Source organism: Nocardia sp. NPDC001965, from assembly GCF_053594175.1.
In genome coordinates this window covers 1-15,773 of record NZ_JBSFDZ010000003.1, presented here as the reverse complement: position 1 = coordinate 15,773, position 15,773 = coordinate 1, and the positions used below count along the sequence as shown (strand labels likewise).

General features: G+C 67.9%; 15 protein-coding genes. 6 read left to right on the top strand and 9 right to left on the bottom strand.

The window, feature by feature from the left end:
* Positions 1 to 2: 2 nt before the first annotated feature.
* The 4 genes from prcA to dop form a co-directional block, all read right to left on the bottom strand.
* Positions 3 to 755, bottom strand: a complete 753-nt coding sequence (prcA, locus tag ACWCPQ_RS06590) for a proteasome subunit alpha (RefSeq protein ID WP_449895556.1) — start codon at positions 753 to 755, stop codon at positions 3 to 5.
* Positions 752 to 1,624, bottom strand: coding sequence for a proteasome subunit beta (gene prcB / locus ACWCPQ_RS06585; protein ID WP_449895554.1), 873 nt, complete (start codon positions 1,622 to 1,624; stop codon positions 752 to 754). Before prcB ends, prcA begins: the two co-directional genes overlap by 4 nt.
* Complete coding sequence (locus ACWCPQ_RS06580) at positions 1,621 to 1,815, bottom strand: ubiquitin-like protein Pup (protein ID WP_030521323.1); 195 nt, start codon at positions 1,813 to 1,815, stop codon at positions 1,621 to 1,623. Before ACWCPQ_RS06580 ends, prcB begins: the two co-directional genes overlap by 4 nt.
* A 166-nt stretch (positions 1,816 to 1,981) precedes the next feature.
* Positions 1,982 to 3,481: a depupylase/deamidase Dop gene (gene dop, locus ACWCPQ_RS06575; RefSeq protein WP_449895552.1), complete on the bottom strand. Its 1,500-nt coding sequence runs from the start codon at positions 3,479 to 3,481 to the stop codon at positions 1,982 to 1,984.
* A gap of 91 nt (positions 3,482 to 3,572) precedes the next feature.
* Here dop and ACWCPQ_RS06570 point away from each other — a divergent pair, with 91 nt between their 5' ends.
* The 4 genes from ACWCPQ_RS06570 (at position 3,573) to ACWCPQ_RS06555 (ending at position 7,889) form a co-directional block, all read left to right on the top strand.
* Positions 3,573 to 4,760: a DUF418 domain-containing protein gene (locus ACWCPQ_RS06570; RefSeq protein WP_449895550.1), complete on the top strand. Its 1,188-nt coding sequence runs from the start codon at positions 3,573 to 3,575 to the stop codon at positions 4,758 to 4,760.
* A gap of 230 nt (positions 4,761 to 4,990) precedes the next feature.
* Complete coding sequence (locus ACWCPQ_RS06565) at positions 4,991 to 6,334, top strand: DUF3533 domain-containing protein (protein ID WP_449895548.1); 1,344 nt, start codon at positions 4,991 to 4,993, stop codon at positions 6,332 to 6,334.
* Positions 6,335 to 6,409: 75 nt separating this feature from the next.
* A complete protein-coding gene (locus ACWCPQ_RS06560; protein ID WP_449895546.1) occupies positions 6,410 to 7,330 on the top strand; it encodes a helix-turn-helix domain-containing protein in 921 nt (306 codons plus the stop codon).
* Between the two features lies 1 nt (position 7,331).
* Complete coding sequence (locus ACWCPQ_RS06555) at positions 7,332 to 7,889, top strand: dihydrofolate reductase family protein (RefSeq protein WP_449895544.1); 558 nt, start codon at positions 7,332 to 7,334, stop codon at positions 7,887 to 7,889.
* A 44-nt stretch (positions 7,890 to 7,933) separates the two neighbouring features.
* Here ACWCPQ_RS06555 and ACWCPQ_RS06550 read toward each other — a convergent pair whose 3' ends face one another.
* The 4 genes from ACWCPQ_RS06550 to arc form a co-directional block, all read right to left on the bottom strand.
* Positions 7,934 to 8,611, bottom strand: coding sequence for a TIGR00266 family protein (locus ACWCPQ_RS06550; protein ID WP_449895542.1), 678 nt, complete (start codon positions 8,609 to 8,611; stop codon positions 7,934 to 7,936).
* Positions 8,612 to 8,874: 263 nt separating this feature from the next.
* The gene (locus ACWCPQ_RS06545; protein WP_449895541.1) at positions 8,875 to 9,240 is read right to left on the bottom strand and encodes an arsenate reductase family protein; all 366 of its coding nucleotides are present in this window, start codon (positions 9,238 to 9,240) and stop codon (positions 8,875 to 8,877) included.
* Between the two features lie 18 nt (positions 9,241 to 9,258).
* Positions 9,259 to 10,836 carry a glycosyltransferase family 39 protein gene (locus ACWCPQ_RS06540; protein ID WP_449895540.1) on the bottom strand — a complete coding sequence of 526 codons (1,578 nt, stop codon included), beginning with the start codon at positions 10,834 to 10,836 and terminating at the stop codon, positions 9,259 to 9,261.
* A 167-nt stretch (positions 10,837 to 11,003) separates the two neighbouring features.
* Positions 11,004 to 12,764: a proteasome ATPase gene (arc, locus tag ACWCPQ_RS06535; RefSeq protein WP_449895538.1), complete on the bottom strand. Its 1,761-nt coding sequence runs from the start codon at positions 12,762 to 12,764 to the stop codon at positions 11,004 to 11,006.
* Between the two features lie 179 nt (positions 12,765 to 12,943).
* On the opposite strand from arc, the gene ACWCPQ_RS06530 reads away from it, so the two are divergent.
* Entirely contained in the window at positions 12,944 to 13,489 is a 546-nt protein-coding gene (locus ACWCPQ_RS06530; protein ID WP_449895536.1) for a nuclear transport factor 2 family protein, read from the top strand.
* Between the two features lie 78 nt (positions 13,490 to 13,567).
* Here ACWCPQ_RS06530 and ACWCPQ_RS06525 read toward each other — a convergent pair whose 3' ends face one another.
* Positions 13,568 to 14,401 carry a tRNA (adenine-N1)-methyltransferase gene (locus ACWCPQ_RS06525; RefSeq protein WP_449895534.1) on the bottom strand — a complete coding sequence of 278 codons (834 nt, stop codon included), beginning with the start codon at positions 14,399 to 14,401 and terminating at the stop codon, positions 13,568 to 13,570.
* A gap of 84 nt (positions 14,402 to 14,485) precedes the next feature.
* Between ACWCPQ_RS06525 and ACWCPQ_RS06520 the strand changes: the two genes are divergently transcribed.
* The gene (locus ACWCPQ_RS06520) at positions 14,486 to 15,376 is read left to right on the top strand and encodes a RecB family exonuclease (RefSeq protein ID WP_449895533.1); all 891 of its coding nucleotides are present in this window, start codon (positions 14,486 to 14,488) and stop codon (positions 15,374 to 15,376) included.
* Positions 15,377 to 15,773 lie beyond the last annotated feature (397 nt).

The window sequence follows — 15,773 nt, the reverse complement described above, 5'->3', positions numbered from 1 at the left end:
GCTCAGTCCGGCTTTCCTCCGGTGTCCGGCACATCGGACCCGGAATCACCGGTCGAACCCAGCAGATCCTCGAGGGCCGCGCGGCCGATCCGGCGGAACGCCCGTCGTGGCCGCGCCTGTTCCAGGGTCGCGACCTCCAGCGAACCGAAACCGAGCGACCGCTTGTCCTTGTCCGCACCTTCGCTGGACTGCAGTGCCGAGACCGCGACACGCAGCGCCGCGGCCAGGTCCAGGCCCGGCTGGTAGGAATCCTTCAGCGCGCTCACGATGGGTTCGGTGGTGCCACCCATCACCACGTATTCCCGCTCATCGACGATCGATCCGTCGAAGGTGATCCGGTAGAGAACCGACTCGGGCTCCTGCTCCGGATAACCGACCTCGGCGACGCAGATCTCCACCTCGTAGGGTTTGAGCTGATCGGTGAAGATCGATCCCAGGGCCTGGGCGTAGGCGTTGGCCAGGGCCCGGCCGGTGACATCGCGGCGATCGTACTGATAGCCGCGCAGATCGGCCTGCAGGATGCCGCCCCGGCGCAGGTTCTCGAATTCGTTGTACTTGCCGACGGCGGCGAAACCGGTCCGGTCGTAGAGCTCGCTGACCTTGTGCAGGGTCGCCGACGGATTCTCCGCGACGAACACCACGCCCTTGTCGTAGGCGAGCACCACGACACTACGGCCCCGGGCGATACCTTTGCGCGCGAGCTCGGTCTTGTCGCGCATGATCTGCTCGGCGGACGCATACAGCGGCAGGGTCATGCCCGGGCGCTCCCTTCCTCTGCGGCCTGACGGTCGGCGGCGATACCGCGCGCGATCTCCTCGAGCCGGGATTCGGCCACCTCGACGGCGCCCTCGTCATCGATCAGGATCGCGGTCGGGTAGATCCCGCGCAGCAGGTCCGGCCCGCCGGTGGCGGTATCGTCGTCGGACGCGTCCACCAGGGCCTCGACCGCGATCCGCAGCGCACGGTCGGCGTCGAGGCCCTTGGTGTAGAGCTTCTTCAGCGAAGTCCGCGCGAACATGGATCCGGAGCCGACCGCGGTGAAACCGAACCGCTCCTCGCTGCGCCCGCCCACCACGTCGTAGGAGACGATGCGGCCGGCCCGGTCCGGGTCGGTGGCCTGCAGGTCGTAGCCGACCAGCAGCGGCACCACCGCCAGGCCCTGCAATGCGGCCGGCAGGTTGTCGCGCACCATCTTCGAGAGCTTGTTGGCCTTGCCGTCGAAGGTGAGGGAGACGCCTTCGATCTTCTCGTAGTGCTCGAGTTCCACCGCGAACAGCCGCACCAGTTCGATGGCCATGCCCACGGTCCCGGCGATACCGGTCGCCGAATAGGTATCGGTGATATGGACCTTCTCCACATCGCGGCCCGCCAGCAGATTGCCCTGGGTGGAGCGCCGGTCACCGGCGATCAGGACACCACCGCGATAGGACACCGCCACCACGGTGGTGCCGTGCGGTGCGATATCCCCCGCGGCACCGCCGCCGGAGTTTCCGGCGGCGGTGGGGGTGCTCAGGGCGTCGAATCCGCTACCCGGCAGAAGATCCGGTGCGTGCTGACGCAGATGTTCGGAAAAGGACGATAGGGCGTACCCCAGATGGAGACGCAAGGGGTCACCTGCGGTCACTGGCCACCTTTCTGCACGTAGGCACGGACGAAGTCCTCCGCGTTCTCTTCGAGCACATCGTCGATCTCGTCGAGGAGGTCGTCGGTGTCCTCCGCCAGCTTCTCGCGCCGCTCCTGGCCCGCGGCGTCGACGCCGTCGACGCCTTCGTCATCGTCGCCGCCCCCGGCGCGTTTGGTCTGCTCTTGTGCCATCGCAGCCGACCTCCTCTGTTTTCCACCGACCGGACGCGCTCGCGTACCGGACGAATCGTGAGCACCCATGTGCTCGTTCTTCAACACTACCCAGCCGGGACGACACGTAGTCGGATTACGTCCCACCCCGGTGGCCGCGACCGCCCGGAGGCCGGCCGGTGAACACTCAGGTGGTGAGCTGTCGCACCAGGTCAGCAGCAGTATCCACACCGTCGAGCAGCTTCCCGACATGCGCTTTGGTACCGCGGCGGGGCTCCAGGGTCGGGATCCGGACCAGCGAATCACCGCCCAGGTCGAAGATCACCGAGTCCCAGCTGGCGGCGGCGATATCGGCGCCGAATCGGCGCAGGCATTCGCCCCGGAAGTAGGCACGGGTATCGGTGGGCGGTTTGGTCATCGCGTCGAGCACCTGCTGTTCGCTGACGAGCCGTTTCATGGACCCCCGTGCCACCAGCCGGTTGTAGAGGCCTTTGTCCAGACGCACATCCGAATACTGCAGATCCATCAGATGCAGCTTCGGCGCCGCCCAGCCCAGCCCCTCCCGGCTGCGCATCCCTTCCAGCAGGCGCAGTTTGGCCGGCCAGTCGAGCAGATCGGCGCATTCCATCGGATCACGTTCCAGCAGATCGAGCACCATCGACCAGTTGTCGAGCACATCGCGCACCCGCTCGTCGTCGTTGCCCTGCTCCTCGACGAATTTCGCCACCCGCTCGTGATACAACCGCTGAATCGCCAACCCGGTGAGTTCGCGGCCGTCGGCCAGTGCGACCGTGGCGCGGAGCGTCGGGTCGTGGCTGATGGTGTGGACCGCGGTGACCGGCCGGGCCAGCTGCAGATCGGACAGATCGGCACCCGATTCGATCAGATCCAGCACGAGCGCGGTGGTGCCGACCTTCAGGTAGGTCGACATCTCGGCCAGATTGGCGTCGCCGATGATGACGTGCAGCCGGCGATATTTGTCGGCGTCGGCGTGCGGTTCGTCGCGGGTGTTGATGATGCCGCGTTTGAGCGTGGTCTCCAGTCCGACCTCGACCTCGATGTAGTCCGAGCGCTGCGACAGCTGATAGCCCGCGTTGTCCCCCGACTGCCCGATACCGACCCGGCCGGAACCACAGATCACCTGACGGGATACGAAGAACGGTGTGAGCCCGAGAATCACCGCGTTGAAAGGGGTTTCGCGGCTCATCAGATAGTTCTCGTGAGTGCCGTAGGAGGCGCCCTTGCCGTCGACATTGTTCTTGTACAACTGCATCCGGGGCGCGCCGGGAACGCTGGAGGCGTGCCGCGCGGCCGCTTCCATCACTCGTTCGCCGGCCTTGTCCCAGATCACCGCGTCCAGCGGATCGGTGACCTCGGGGGCGGAATACTCCGGATGCGCGTGGTCGACATAGAGGCGGGCGCCGTTGGTGAGGATCATATTCGCCGCGCCGACCTCGTCGGCGTCGATCACCGGCGCCGGACCGTTCATCCGGCTCAGATCGAAACCGCGGGCGTCGCGCAGCGGTGACTCCACCTCGTAGTCCCATCGGGTGCGCTTGGCACGCGGCACCCCCTCGGCCGCGGCATACGCCAGAACCGCCTGGGTAGAGGTGAGGATCGGGTTGGCCGACGGCTCGGTGGGCGTGGAGATCCCGTATTCGACCTCGATACCGATGATGCGCTGCATGGGTTCGAGAGTAGGCGACGGACGACGAATCATCCGTCGAGTCGTACTTCCGGCCGATGCCGTGGCGTAGCGCGCGACACATGCTCGGACCATGACCCGCACCGTCGCCGACCAGCTCGTTCCCGGACCGGACCCCGCCCGTCCGCACCGGCTCGCCGCACTGGATGTGCTGCGCGGAATCGCCATCCTGGGCACGCTGGGCACGAATGTCTGGATTTTGACCGATCCCGAGGGGTTGAGCGGATATCTGCACCGGATCTCCACCGCGCCCACCGACGGCTGGATGTGGGCCGAGAAGGTGTTGCAGCAGCTGGCCCAGGGCAAGTTCCTGGGTCTGCTCACGGTGATGTTCGGGATCGGCCTGGCCATCCAGCAGAGCTCGGCGCGCCGGGCCGGACGATCCTGGCCGGGCGGGTATCCGCTGCGCGCGGGACTGCTGTTCCTCGACGGTCTGCTCAACTTCCTCCTGATCGCCGAATTCGATGTGCTCATGGGGTACGCCGTCACCGGATCGATCGTCGCGTTCCTGCTCACCCGCGGTGCGCGCGCACAGGCCCGCTGGCTCTACGCGATGCTCGGCGTGCACCTCACGCTGATCACCGTCTACGCCGGATCACTGCTGCTGACGGAACCCTCGACGGCAGGGGAACGGCAACCGCTGTCGCCGAATCCGTACGCCGACGGGTCGTTCTGGGATCTGGTGCGGTTCCGGGCCGAGCACGCTCTGGCGTTCCGTACCGAGGCGATCGTGATCCTGCCGCTGTCGATCGCGCTGTTCCTGCTCGGCGCGCGGCTGTTCCGGGCCGGAGTGTTCCGCCCCGAGGGCACGCGGCTGCGGCGCCGGCTCGTCCTCGTGGGTTTCGGTGTGGCCGCGCCCGTCGATCTGCTTGCCGGCTTGGCCGGGGGCGGTGACCTGGTGCTGATCACGCGCTATGTGGTGGCCCCCGTGGTCGCCCTGGGGATCCTGGCGCTGGTCGCCGAGTTCTACGTGCGTCGCCCGCGCACCGGTTTCCCCGGACGCCGGCTGTCCGAAATCGGCCGGGCCGCGCTGAGCTGCTATATCCTGCAGAACCTGGTGGCGTCGATCCTCTGCTACGGCTGGGGATTCGGGCTGGCCGCCCGGTTCGCACCGACCGCCCGCGTGCCCTTCACGATCGGGATCTATCTGACGGTCTGCGTGGTGATCGCGTTGTTCGCGCATCTGTGGCTGCGCCGGTTCGAACGCGGTCCGGTGGAGTGGCTCTGGAATTCGACCTACCGGCTCCTGAATCGGGCATGAGCCTGCCATCGCCCTGATCGGGCACAGCGCCTCTCCCGAATCGGGCACAGCGCCTCTCCCGAATCGGGCATAGCCCGGCGTAGTGCACTGATACGCCTGCCACAGTGAGCAGACACACCCGTCCGCGGTACCGCTTCCGGCCCGGGTAACTGCCACCATTGACCCGGCCGTACCGGCAGACGACCGGCCCGGGCACCCGGGCCGGGAGCGCAGCTTCGACGGAGGACACGATGGGGACCGACAGCACCGGCGACGAACCCGGCGCACACGCCGCACCGGACGTGCGCGGCGATACCGACACCCGAACCCGGGTCCGGCGGCGCATCCGTATCTGGGCCGGCCCGATCGTGGTGGTCACGCTGCTGATGGCCCTGCTGTCGACGATGTACCTGGGCTATGTGGTCAACCCGGAGAAGAATCTGCACGATTTCCCGATCGCGCTGGTGAACCAGGACGACGGCGATATCCGGGACGGACAACAGATAGATATCGGTGACCAGATCACCTCCGCGCTCACCGAACGGGTCCCCGCGGACAAGGTCGATCTGCGGGTGACCGGTATCGGCGAGGCCCAGCGGCTGCTGGACAACGGTGAGGTCTACGGCGCCGTCATCCTGCCCAGCGATCTGTCCAAGCGACTATCGATCCTCGGCGCGGGCAGCGTGGTGCCCGGTGACATCCAGCAACCCGTGATCACCGTGGTGACCAACCCCCGGACCGGCACCTATGCCACCCAGATCACCCAGACCGTCGCCCGGCAGGCCCTGGTCCAGGTGAACGCCGAGGTGGGCAAACAGTTGACGGCCACGGTCGACGACGAATTGAAGGCGGGCCCGGCCGGTGGTACCGAAGTCTCCGGCGCCGCCCGGCTGATGCTGGCCGAACCGATCCAGGTCCTCATCGAGCCGTACCGGCCGCTACCGGATGGGACCGGGCAGGGCCTGTCCGCGTTCTTCTACACCCTGCTGGTGGTCCTGGCCGGTTTCACCGGCGCCATGATCGTGCACACCATGGTGGATTCGGCGCTCGGCTTCGTGCCCACCGAATACGGACCGTGGTTCGTGCACCATCCCACCTCCCCGCATTCCCGGGTCCGCACGCTGCTGCTGAAGTGGGGGGTGATGGCCGTCGTGGCCCCGATTGTCTCCGGTTTGTTCGTCGGTATCGCCGCCCTGCTGGATGTTCCGCTCGAACACGGCCTGGCCCTGTTCCTCTTCGGAGTCCTGGCGATCATCGCGGTCGGTGTCACCGCGCTGTCGATTCTGGCGGTGTTCGGGTCGGCGGGCCTGCTGATCAACCTGGTCCTGTTCATCGTGCTGGGGCTGCCCTCGGCCGGCGCCACCATCCCGCTGGAGGCGACACCGCACTATATGGCCTGGCTGGCCGCCTTCGAACCGATGCACCAGATCTATCTGGGTATCCGCGCGATCCTCTACTTCGACGCCCACGGCAATCCGGGGCTGGCGCGCGGGGTCTGGATGAGCCTCTTCGGGCTGGGTGTGGGACTTGCGCTCGGGCTGGTCTTCACGATCCTCTACGACCGCAAGGGCCTGGAGCGCCGCAGCAGCCGCTGAGCACCGCCGCGTCCGGCGGCGACTTGCGCAAGATCGGTCAAGCGCGCCGGGCGGTCGAGCCGACAGACTCGACGGGTGAACAACCGACGTGACCGACTACGGGAACTGCTGGACGCGGTTCTCGACGAGGACAACACCACGCTCGGGCAGATGGCCGCCGATGCGTACTCCTCGCCGTACCACTTCGCCCGGCAGTTCAATCGCGGTACCGGTGAATCGCCGGTCGCGCTGCGCCGGCGGGTACTGCTGGAACGCGCGTGCTGGGAGCTCGGCGGGGGCGCGGGGGTCACCGAGGTGGCCTTCGCCGCCGGCTACGACACGGTCGAGGGATTCAGCCGGGCGTTCACCCGGGCGTTCGGCCATCCGCCGAGCGCGACCCCGCCGCTGACCGGCCGGGCACCGCGCTGGCTGCCGGCGGTGAACGGAATCCATTTCCATCCGCCCATGTCGCTGTGGGTCGAGGGGGAACCGAAGGGACGCTCCGAGATGGACCCGACCGCACTACTGCTGCACCACGACCTCGAGGACACCGCCCTGCTGGTGAAGTCCGCGGCAGGGCTCACCGCGGAGCAGTACCGGCGACCCCGCGGCTCCGGCGGGACGGTCCTGCCGTGGGACGGCCCCGAGGATTCGGTCGCCGCCGTACTGCACCATCTGATCCGCAGCAAAGAGTGCTGGCTGGCTTCGATCGAGGGCGCCGACACCCCGGCCGCCGCCGGTGACGATCCGCCCACCCTCGCGGCACGTCTCGACGAGGTGGGTCCGCGCTGGCTGGACACGGTCCGCGAGATCGACCGGCGGGGCGGCTGGGGCGACACCCTGATCGACGCCCTGTGTGATCCGCCGGAGAGTTTCGTCCTGGGCAGCGTGGTCGCGCATGTACTCACCTATTCCGCGTATCGCCGCCAGCTGGTGCGGTACTGGATACGCAGCACATCACCCGATGACGCCGTCGGCTGGGGTGACCCGATCGACTGGCTGCGAAAGAGAGATTGATATGACCGCCCCGGCGTCACCGCCCCGGACCGTCTACTACACAGCGACCAGCCTCGACGGTTTCATCGCCACCACCGACCACTCACTGGACTGGCTGCTTTCCCGCCGGGCCGACCAGGACGGGCCCATGGGAATGACCGCGTTCATGGCAGCTGCCGGCGCGATCGTCATGGGCGCCAACACCTATCAGTGGCTGCTCGACAATCAGAGCGCGGAACCCTGGCCCTACGACATTCCGACCTGGGTCTGCACCCATCGTGAATTCGCACCGCGCACCGACGGCGATGTGCGATTCACCCGGGAGCCGATCGAACTCGTCCACCAGGCCATGACCGAGGCGGCGGGCGGCAGGAACAGGTGGATCGTCGGTGGTGGTGAACTCGCGGGACAGTTCGCCGACCACGGGCTGCTCGACGAGGTGATCGTCTCGATCGCCCCGGTGACACTCGGCGCCGGAGCGCCGTTGTTGCCGCGCCGGGCGGAGTTGCGGGTCACCGAGGTGGCCCACAACGGGGAATTCGCCTGCGCGCGATACACGGTGGTCGCGCCGGACGAGTGATCCGGCGGTGGTGCGGTCGTCGCGGCGGCGGCGACCGCACCGCGTTACCCGGACGAAACCGATGCCGTCCAGGACGCGAAGGCACTGGGGTTCCGGGTCTGGAGCAGGACCCGGCCCGGGCCGGTGAAATCGAAGACCAGGCCCTCGCCGGATTTCAGCGACTGCAGCGACCGCCCGGAGACCGCGCGCCGGATGGTGAACCGGATCGACAGGTCGTAGGCCACCACATGCCCGGTATCGATGGTGACCGGCTCCCCGGGCGCCAGGTCGATGACGTCGATGGCGCCGAATACCCCGACCACCACCTCCCCCTCACCGGATGCGCGCAACCCGAATCCGCCCTCACCGCCGAACAGGTTCGCGAAACCGCCCCATTTGCTCTCCACCTGCGCACCGGCGGAATTCGCGATCCAGCCACCGCGGCTGATGAAGTACGGCCGATCCGGGGCGATCTGCAGGGCCAGCATATCCCCGGGCAGTGACGGCGCCACATCGACCCAGCCGCCCTGCTGCGGCGCGGTGAAGGTGGAGACGAAGAACGATTCGCCCGACAGCATCGACCGTTTCAAACCGGCCAGGATGCCGCCCTCGGCCTTGGCCTCGAGCGTCACTCCCGCCGAATGCGCGACCATCGCACCGGATTCCACCCGGACGGGTTCGCCGCCGGCCAGCACACACCGGGCCACCGTCGACGACGGATTGTGCCGCAGTTCAACTTTCATGAGCCGACACTACCGCCACCCGGAGCCGGTCGGCCGTGCGCTATGGGCGCCGTGTAGCCGCCGGTCCCGCGCGCTGGGACCGGCCGGCGGACGTCCCCTGATCCCGGTGCGCCGCGCCCTTCGCCGGAGCGGTGCACCCGGCGCGGCCGACAGCGGCCCGGTACCGCCTCGACGGCAGCCCGGTGCCGCCCGGACGGACGGGTTCGGCGACCGAGTTCCGGCCGGGCCGCGGTAAGTGCTACCCCCGGGCAACCGGTATTGCGTCAGCCGAGCGAATCCAGAGCATCCGCGTCCCGGGCCACCACCGCACGCCCGGCGCTGAACACGATGGGCCGCTGGATGAGCCGCGGATGCTCGGCGAGCGCTTCGATCCAGCGGTCCCGGTCGGCCGCGGTCCGCCCCCACCCGGCCATACCCAGTTCTTTCGCGATGTCCTCGCCGGTACGGGTGATCTCCCACGGCTGTGCGCCCAGCCGGTCGAGCGCCGTGCGGATCTCCGCGGCAGTGGGCGGATCGTCGAGGTACCGGCGGACCGAATACTCGACTCCGGCGGCATCCAGGTGTGCCACGGCCGCCCGGCTCTTACTGCAGCGCGGGTTGTGCCAGATCTCGGTTTCCGGAGTGCTCATGGCAGCGAGCGTAGTCCGCTACAGATGCATCCATTCCGGCCACACCTGCGCCCACGGCCGCCGCGGCTGTGCGCATTTCCACAGCGTGACATCACGAGTGTTGTCGAGGAAACCGAGCCTGGTGTCGACGCGACCGATCGGCTCCAGGGTCGCGAACTGGGCCCGCAGCCGGTCCTCGTCACCACCGACACACACCATGGTGGTGGCCGAATCCGCGGGTGCGCCGAAATATCCGAAACCGCGCGCCGGGCTGTACACCGCCGGCAGGTCCGCGCGTGCCAGCTGGTCCAATGCCCCGGCCTGCCAGTAGCTTCCCGTGATCACCGCCGATCGCGCCTGCTCCGCGGGGGTCAGCGACCGGTAGGCGGCCACCACCGCCGTCGCGAGCTCGGGCCAGCCGAATTCACCGAACAGTCCGATGTTCATCGCGGCCTCCGTATCGTCGGCCGGCGGGGCGATATCGCCGGGATCCCGCCAGGGCGTCGACCCGGCGATCAGCACGAGCGACAGCACGAGCAGCGCCGCCCCGGATCCGACGAGTACGCGCCGGCGGCGGCGCGATCCGGTGCGTCGCACCGACGCGACCAGGCCCACGGCGCCGGCCGCGAACACCATCGCGTACATCCCGGCCAGATAGTAGACCCGGCCACCGGTGACCAGGAAGACCACCAGCAGCAGCACCGTGGCGGCGCCGAGAAAACGGTACGGGCGCAGCGTTTCGTGCCGTAGCAGCACCCAGAGGCCGTAGCACAGCAGGACCGCGCCGAGCGCACCCGCGATGAGAACAGCGAGCGGTACGAACCCCGCCGGGCCGCCGGTGAACTGCTGTTCCGCGCGGACCGCCGCGCTCAGCCCGAGCTGTGGCCAGCCGTGACCGCTCTGCCAGATCAAGGTGGGAAGCGAGACCAGCAGCACGATCAGGCCACCCGCCCACAGCAGCGGCCGGCGTACCAGCTCCCGGGGACCCAGGGCCGCCGAGCTGATCGCCACCGCGATCCAGAAGAACGGGATCAGCCATTTCACCTGCATATCGATTGCGGTCACCACCGCAGCGGCCAGTAGCAACCCGTCCCGGCGGGTCCGGACCCAGCGCACGACCAACCAGGTGATCAGGACCCACAGCGCGGAATCGATGGCATTGGTGGACAGGTTCTTGGCCTGCATGAGCAGGAAGGGCGAGGTCGCGTACCCCACCGCGGTCAGCAGCTGGGCGCCGCGGCCACCGCCGAACTCCCGCGCGACAGCCGCGCTGAGCACCACGGCAGCCACCGTGACAACGATCGCCGGCAGCCGCAGAACCACCAGCGAACCCGGTGCGACGGTATCGGCGAGTGCCGCGAGCAGCGGCAGTACCGGCCCTTGATCGGCGTAGCCGAACGACAAGCGCCGACCGGCGGCAAGGAAGTACAGCTCGTCGCCGAAATAGCCGTAGCGGGTCGCCGAGGGCACCAACACGGCGGCGGCGAGCGCGGCGACCCCGAGTACGGGACCCGTGGCGAACCGGGGATCGGCGAGATCGTCCGGAGTCGCGGCGACGGTATCGGTTTTCGTGGTCACGGGTACTCCTGGGCTTCGTGAACCGGGCCCTCGGAACATATCCGCGACCGGACCCCGGCGGCGTCGGTCGACCGGACGATTCCGGGTGCACAATGTCGGGCCGGCGCTGCTCTTCGCGGCGTACCCGGGATCCACCCGCAGAGGTATCCGACACGACCGAGGCCGCGCCCTCGAAGGGGACGCGGCCTCGGCGAGTGTGCCGGTTCTTACAGGTACTGGCCGGTATTCGATTCGGTATCGATCGCCCGGCTGGCACTCGCGTTCTTCCCGGTGACCAGCGTGCGAATGTAGACGATCCGCTCGCCCTTCTTCCCCGAGATACGGGCCCAATCATCCGGATTCGTGGTGTTGGGCAGGTCCTCGTTCTCGGAGAACTCGTCCACGATCGAATCGTAGAGATGCTGGATCCGCAGACCCGGATTGCCGGTGTCCAGGACTGCCTTGATGGCGTACTTCTTCGACCGGTCCACGATGTTCTGGATCATCGCACCGGAGTTGAAGTCCTTGAAGTACAGGACCTCTTTGTCACCGTTGGCATAGGTGACCTCCAGGAAGCGGTTGTCCTCGCTCTCGGCGTACATCCGGTCCACGACCCGCTCGATCATCGCCCGGACGCAGGCCACCTTGTCGCCCTTGAACTCCTCGAGATCGTCCGCGTGCAGCGGCAGCCCCTCGGTGAGGTACTTGGAGAAGATGTCCTGCGCGGATTCGGCGTCCGGCCGCTCGATCTTGATCTTCACGTCCAGCCGGCCGGGCCGCAGGATCGCGGGATCGATCATGTCCTCACGGTTGGAGGCGCCGATGACGATGACGTTCTCCAGACCCTCCACGCCGTCGATCTCGCTCAGCAGCTGCGGGACCACGGTGGTCTCCACATCCGAGGAGACACCGGAACCACGGGTCCGGAAGATCGAGTCCATCTCGTCGAAGAACACGATCACCGGCGTACCTTCCGACGCCTTCTCGCGGGCCCGCTGGAAGATGATCCGGATATGGCGTTCGGTCTCGCCGACGAACTTGTTCAGCAGCTCGGGGCCCTTGATGTTCAGGAAGTAGGACTTCGCTTCCTTGGCATCCTCGCCGCGGGCTTCGGCGATCTTCTTGGCCAGCGAATTCGCCACCGCCTTGGCGATCAGCGTCTTACCGCAGCCGGGCGGACCGTAGAGCAGCACGCCCTTGGGCGGACGCAGCGCGTACTCGCGGAAGAGGTCCTTGTGCAGGAAGGGCAGCTCCACGGCGTCGCGGATCTGCTCGATCTGACGGCCGAGACCACCGATGTCCTCGTAACCGACATCGGGCACCTCTTCCAGCACCAGATCCTCGACCTCGGCCTTGGGGATGCGCTCGAAGGCGAATCCGGCCTTGGTGTCGACCAGCAGCGAATCGCCCGGCCGCAATTTGCGGATCGGGGAGTCCGGATCTTCCAGATCGTCGGCATCGGCGAGCTTGGTCAGCGGCCCGGACAGCCAGACCACCCGCTCCTCGTCGGCATGCCCGACGACGAGCGCGCGACGGCCCCCGTCGAGTATCTCCCGCAGCGTGCCTATCTCCCCGATCGCATCGAACATCCCGGCCTCGACCACCGTCAGCGCCTCGTTGAGGCGGACGGTCTGGCCGTAGGCCAGCGTCGTGGTGTCGATGTTCGGCGAGCAGGTCAATCGCATCTTGCGGCCGGAGGTGAAGACGTCGACGGTCTGATCCTCGTACACCCCGATCAGAATCCCGTAACCGCTCGGTGGCTGACCGAGCCGGTCGACCTCCTCACGCAACGCGACGAGTTGCTGTCGCGCTTCCTTCAGGGTATCCATCAGCTTGGTGTTGCGAATGGTCAGCGAATCGATACGGGCTTCCAATTCCCGTGAGCGATCCGGTGAGTCGGCGAGTTGCCTCCGGAGTGCAGCCGCTTCGGCGCGTACTGCCTCGAGTTCTCTCCAGGCCGCCGAATCCGAATTCTCGATGGGGCTCATGTGCTGCTCCTCCCAGTCCCGGTCTACCAACGCTACCGGGCGCGGCCCGTTTGCGCTGTCCGACACGATTTCGTCGTGATCACATCTGGTCCGCGGCCGTATGCTGGTCAAACCATGTTAGCCTGCCCTAACCCATTTACGGTGGGCATGCTCACCGACTAGCCGAAAGGTTGCCAGCTATGCAACTTCCCGCACGGACACTGCGGTTGTCCCGCGTCGCGGCGGCTACAGCCGCAGCCGCCGCACTGGCGCTGGGCCTGACGGCCTGCGGGTCCGACGACGACGGCGCGGGGACAGCCGCGAGCGGCACTGCCGCCGGCAGTGCCGCGGCCACCACGAGCGCTACGGAGCACGATCACGACCACGGGGATACCGCGGAGGCGCCCACCGCGCAGAGCCTACAGTCCAACCTCGAGCAGATCACAAACCCGGATGTCCCGGTGGACGAGAAGGTGAAGCTGATCGACGACGGCGAAAACCGGCGGGACCTCCTCGAGAAGCTCAACGCCGCCCTCCAGACATATCGCGGGATCACCTTCCAGGTCGGCGAGATCACCGTCGACGGCGACACCGCCACCGGTCAGACCACCATCACCAGCCCCAGCGGCCAGAGCGCACCGGCCATGCCGATGACCTGGGAGCACGAGGACGGCACCTGGAAGCTCTCCGATGCCAGCGCCTGCGTGCTGTTCGGCTTCGCCCAGATCCCCTGCTCGCCGGCCTAGGCCCACGACCCCGCGGGACCACGGAGCCGCCGGTGCATCCGGCATTCCCGTGGTCCCGCGGCCGTTCTCGAGGCCCGCTCAGCCCTTCGACGGACGGCGCTGCGGCTTCGGGGTCACCACACCCTCGGCCAGCCGCCGTGCGCTCACCAAGAAGGCCGTATGGCCCTGCATCCGGTGTTCCGGCCGCACCGCCAGGCCCACCACGTGCCAGCCGCGCACCATCGACTCCCAGGAGCGCGGTTCGGTCCAGCACTGCTGCTCACGCAGAGCCTCCACCAGCCGGGAGAGCTGGGTCACCGTCGCCACGTACACGATCAGCACCCCACCGGGCACGATCGCCCGCGATACGGCGGGTAGCGCATCCCAGGGCGCCAGCATGTCCAAGACCGCACGATCCACCCGCTCCCCGTCGTAATCGGCCACATCGCCCACGGTGAGCTGCCAGTTCGCAGGCCGTTCGCCGAAGAAACGCTCCACATTGCGGACGGCGTGCTCGGCATGGTCCTCGCGGATCTCGTAGGACACCACGGCCCCGTCCGGCCCCACCGCGCGCAGCAGCGAGCAGGTCAGCGCGCCCGAACCCGCACCCGCCTCCAGCACCCGGGCACCGGGGAACATATCGCCCTCGTGCACGATCTGCGCGGCGTCCTTGGGATAGATCACCGCCGCTCCGCGCGGCATGGACATCACGTAGTCGGTGAGCAGCGGACGCAGGGCCAGGTAGGGCGTACCGTTGTTCGAATGGGCGAGGGTGCCCTCGTCGGCGCCGATCAGTTCGTCGTGATCGATGGCGCCGCGATGGGTGTGGAACTGTTTACCCGGTTCCAGCAGCACCGTGTACAGCCTGCCCTTGGCATCGGTCAGCTGCACCCGGTCGCCGACGACGAATGGCCCGGTCCGTCTGGCCGTCATGGATCTCCGTTCACGATGAGGACTGCGGCCCGGCCGATCACCGGGCGCGACACCGTGTCGGTGCCGCCGGATAGCCTGCCAGGTATGTCCGCGCCACCCAGCACGCCCCCGGCCGATTCCGGTCCAGAGCCGGGACCGGTCTCCGCCCGTCCGGCGCTGTCCCCTTCGCGCGCAGCCGATTTCAAACAATGCCCATTGAAGTACCGGCTGCGCACCGTCGATCGGATACCGGAGCCGCCGACCAGGCAGGCGGTCCGGGGCACCGTGGTGCACGCCGTCCTCGAAGACCTCTACGGCCTACCCGCCGCGGAGCGCGATCCGGAGCACGCGACCGCACTCGCCGAACCGGCCTGGGCGCGAGTGCTCACCGAACGACCCGAAGCGGCCGAACTGCTCGCCGCCGGTCTCGACGTCGCCGCCTTTCTCGACGAGGTCCGGGCCCTGGTACGCACCTACTACCGGCTCGAAGATCCGCGCCGCTTCGAACCCGAATCGTGCGAGACCCGGCTCGAGGTGATCCTGCCGGACGGCGCCCCGCTCCGCGGCTTCGTGGACCGGATCGACGTGGCACCCACCGGCGAGCTACGGGTGGTGGACTACAAGACCGGGCGCGCACCGGGCCCCACCCAGGAGACCCGGGCACTGTTCCAGCTGAAGTTCTACGCCTTGATGCTGCTGCGCACCCGCGGAGTGGTACCGGCCCAGCTCCGGCTGATCTACCTGGCCGACGCCGAGTTGCTCACCTACACCCCGGACGAGGACGAACTCCTCCGCTTCGAACGCACCCTCACCGCCCTGTGGAACGCGGTGCGGACAGCCGGCCGGACCGGAGATTTTCCGCCGAATCCGAGTTGGCTGTGTGATTACTGCGCCTATAAAAGCCTGTGCCCGGCGTTCGACGGAACTCCCCCGCCGTACCCCGGCTGGCCCGCGAGCACCGAAACCCCGGACGATATCTTCGCCGAATCGGTATAAAAATGTGTCGATACCGGACAGGCGGAAACCTGCTCCGGCAGCACCCCGACGGGCCTCGACGCCTGTGCCGATCGAGGGGCTCGGGATGGTGGGCGGGTAGGTCGGTGCTCGCGAAGGTGGGAATTCGGGCTCGCCGGCAAGGGCGACGAGGACGCGCACCAGCCCACAAACGCGACAAACCACACGCACCAGCCCACGAGGCGAGGACCGCGTGCCCGCCCACAAACACAAGGTGAGCAGCGCGCACCAGCCCACAAGGTGAGAACCGCGTGCCCGCCCACAAAGGTGCTGTGTTTTTGGCGCGCTGGCGCGCGCGGGGTCGAGGCCCCCTCAGTCTCGCCGTTTCGGCCTCGAGACTCGAGCCTTCGGCTCATGCGCTTTCGAGGCCGAAACGGCG

Coding starts and splice junctions, on each gene's coding strand:
- prcA (WP_449895556.1), bottom strand. CDS start 755: ATGACCCTGCCGCTGTATGCGTCCGCCGAGCAGATCATGCGCGACAAG.
- ACWCPQ_RS06580 (WP_030521323.1), bottom strand. CDS start 1,815: ATGGCACAAGAGCAGACCAAACGCGCCGGGGGCGGCGACGATGACGAA.
- dop (WP_449895552.1), bottom strand. CDS start 3,481: ATGCAGCGCATCATCGGTATCGAGGTCGAATACGGGATCTCCACGCCC.
- ACWCPQ_RS06570 (WP_449895550.1), top strand. CDS start 3,573: ATGACCCGCACCGTCGCCGACCAGCTCGTTCCCGGACCGGACCCCGCC.
- ACWCPQ_RS06565 (WP_449895548.1), top strand. CDS start 4,991: ATGGGGACCGACAGCACCGGCGACGAACCCGGCGCACACGCCGCACCG.
- ACWCPQ_RS06555 (WP_449895544.1), top strand. CDS start 7,332: ATGACCGCCCCGGCGTCACCGCCCCGGACCGTCTACTACACAGCGACC.
- ACWCPQ_RS06550 (WP_449895542.1), bottom strand. CDS start 8,611: ATGAAAGTTGAACTGCGGCACAATCCGTCGTCGACGGTGGCCCGGTGT.
- ACWCPQ_RS06545 (WP_449895541.1), bottom strand. CDS start 9,240: ATGAGCACTCCGGAAACCGAGATCTGGCACAACCCGCGCTGCAGTAAG.
- ACWCPQ_RS06540 (WP_449895540.1), bottom strand. CDS start 10,836: ATGTTCCGAGGGCCCGGTTCACGAAGCCCAGGAGTACCCGTGACCACG.
- arc (WP_449895538.1), bottom strand. CDS start 12,764: ATGAGCCCCATCGAGAATTCGGATTCGGCGGCCTGGAGAGAACTCGAG.
- ACWCPQ_RS06530 (WP_449895536.1), top strand. CDS start 12,944: ATGCAACTTCCCGCACGGACACTGCGGTTGTCCCGCGTCGCGGCGGCT.
- ACWCPQ_RS06525 (WP_449895534.1), bottom strand. CDS start 14,401: ATGACGGCCAGACGGACCGGGCCATTCGTCGTCGGCGACCGGGTGCAG.
- ACWCPQ_RS06520 (WP_449895533.1), top strand. CDS start 14,486: ATGTCCGCGCCACCCAGCACGCCCCCGGCCGATTCCGGTCCAGAGCCG.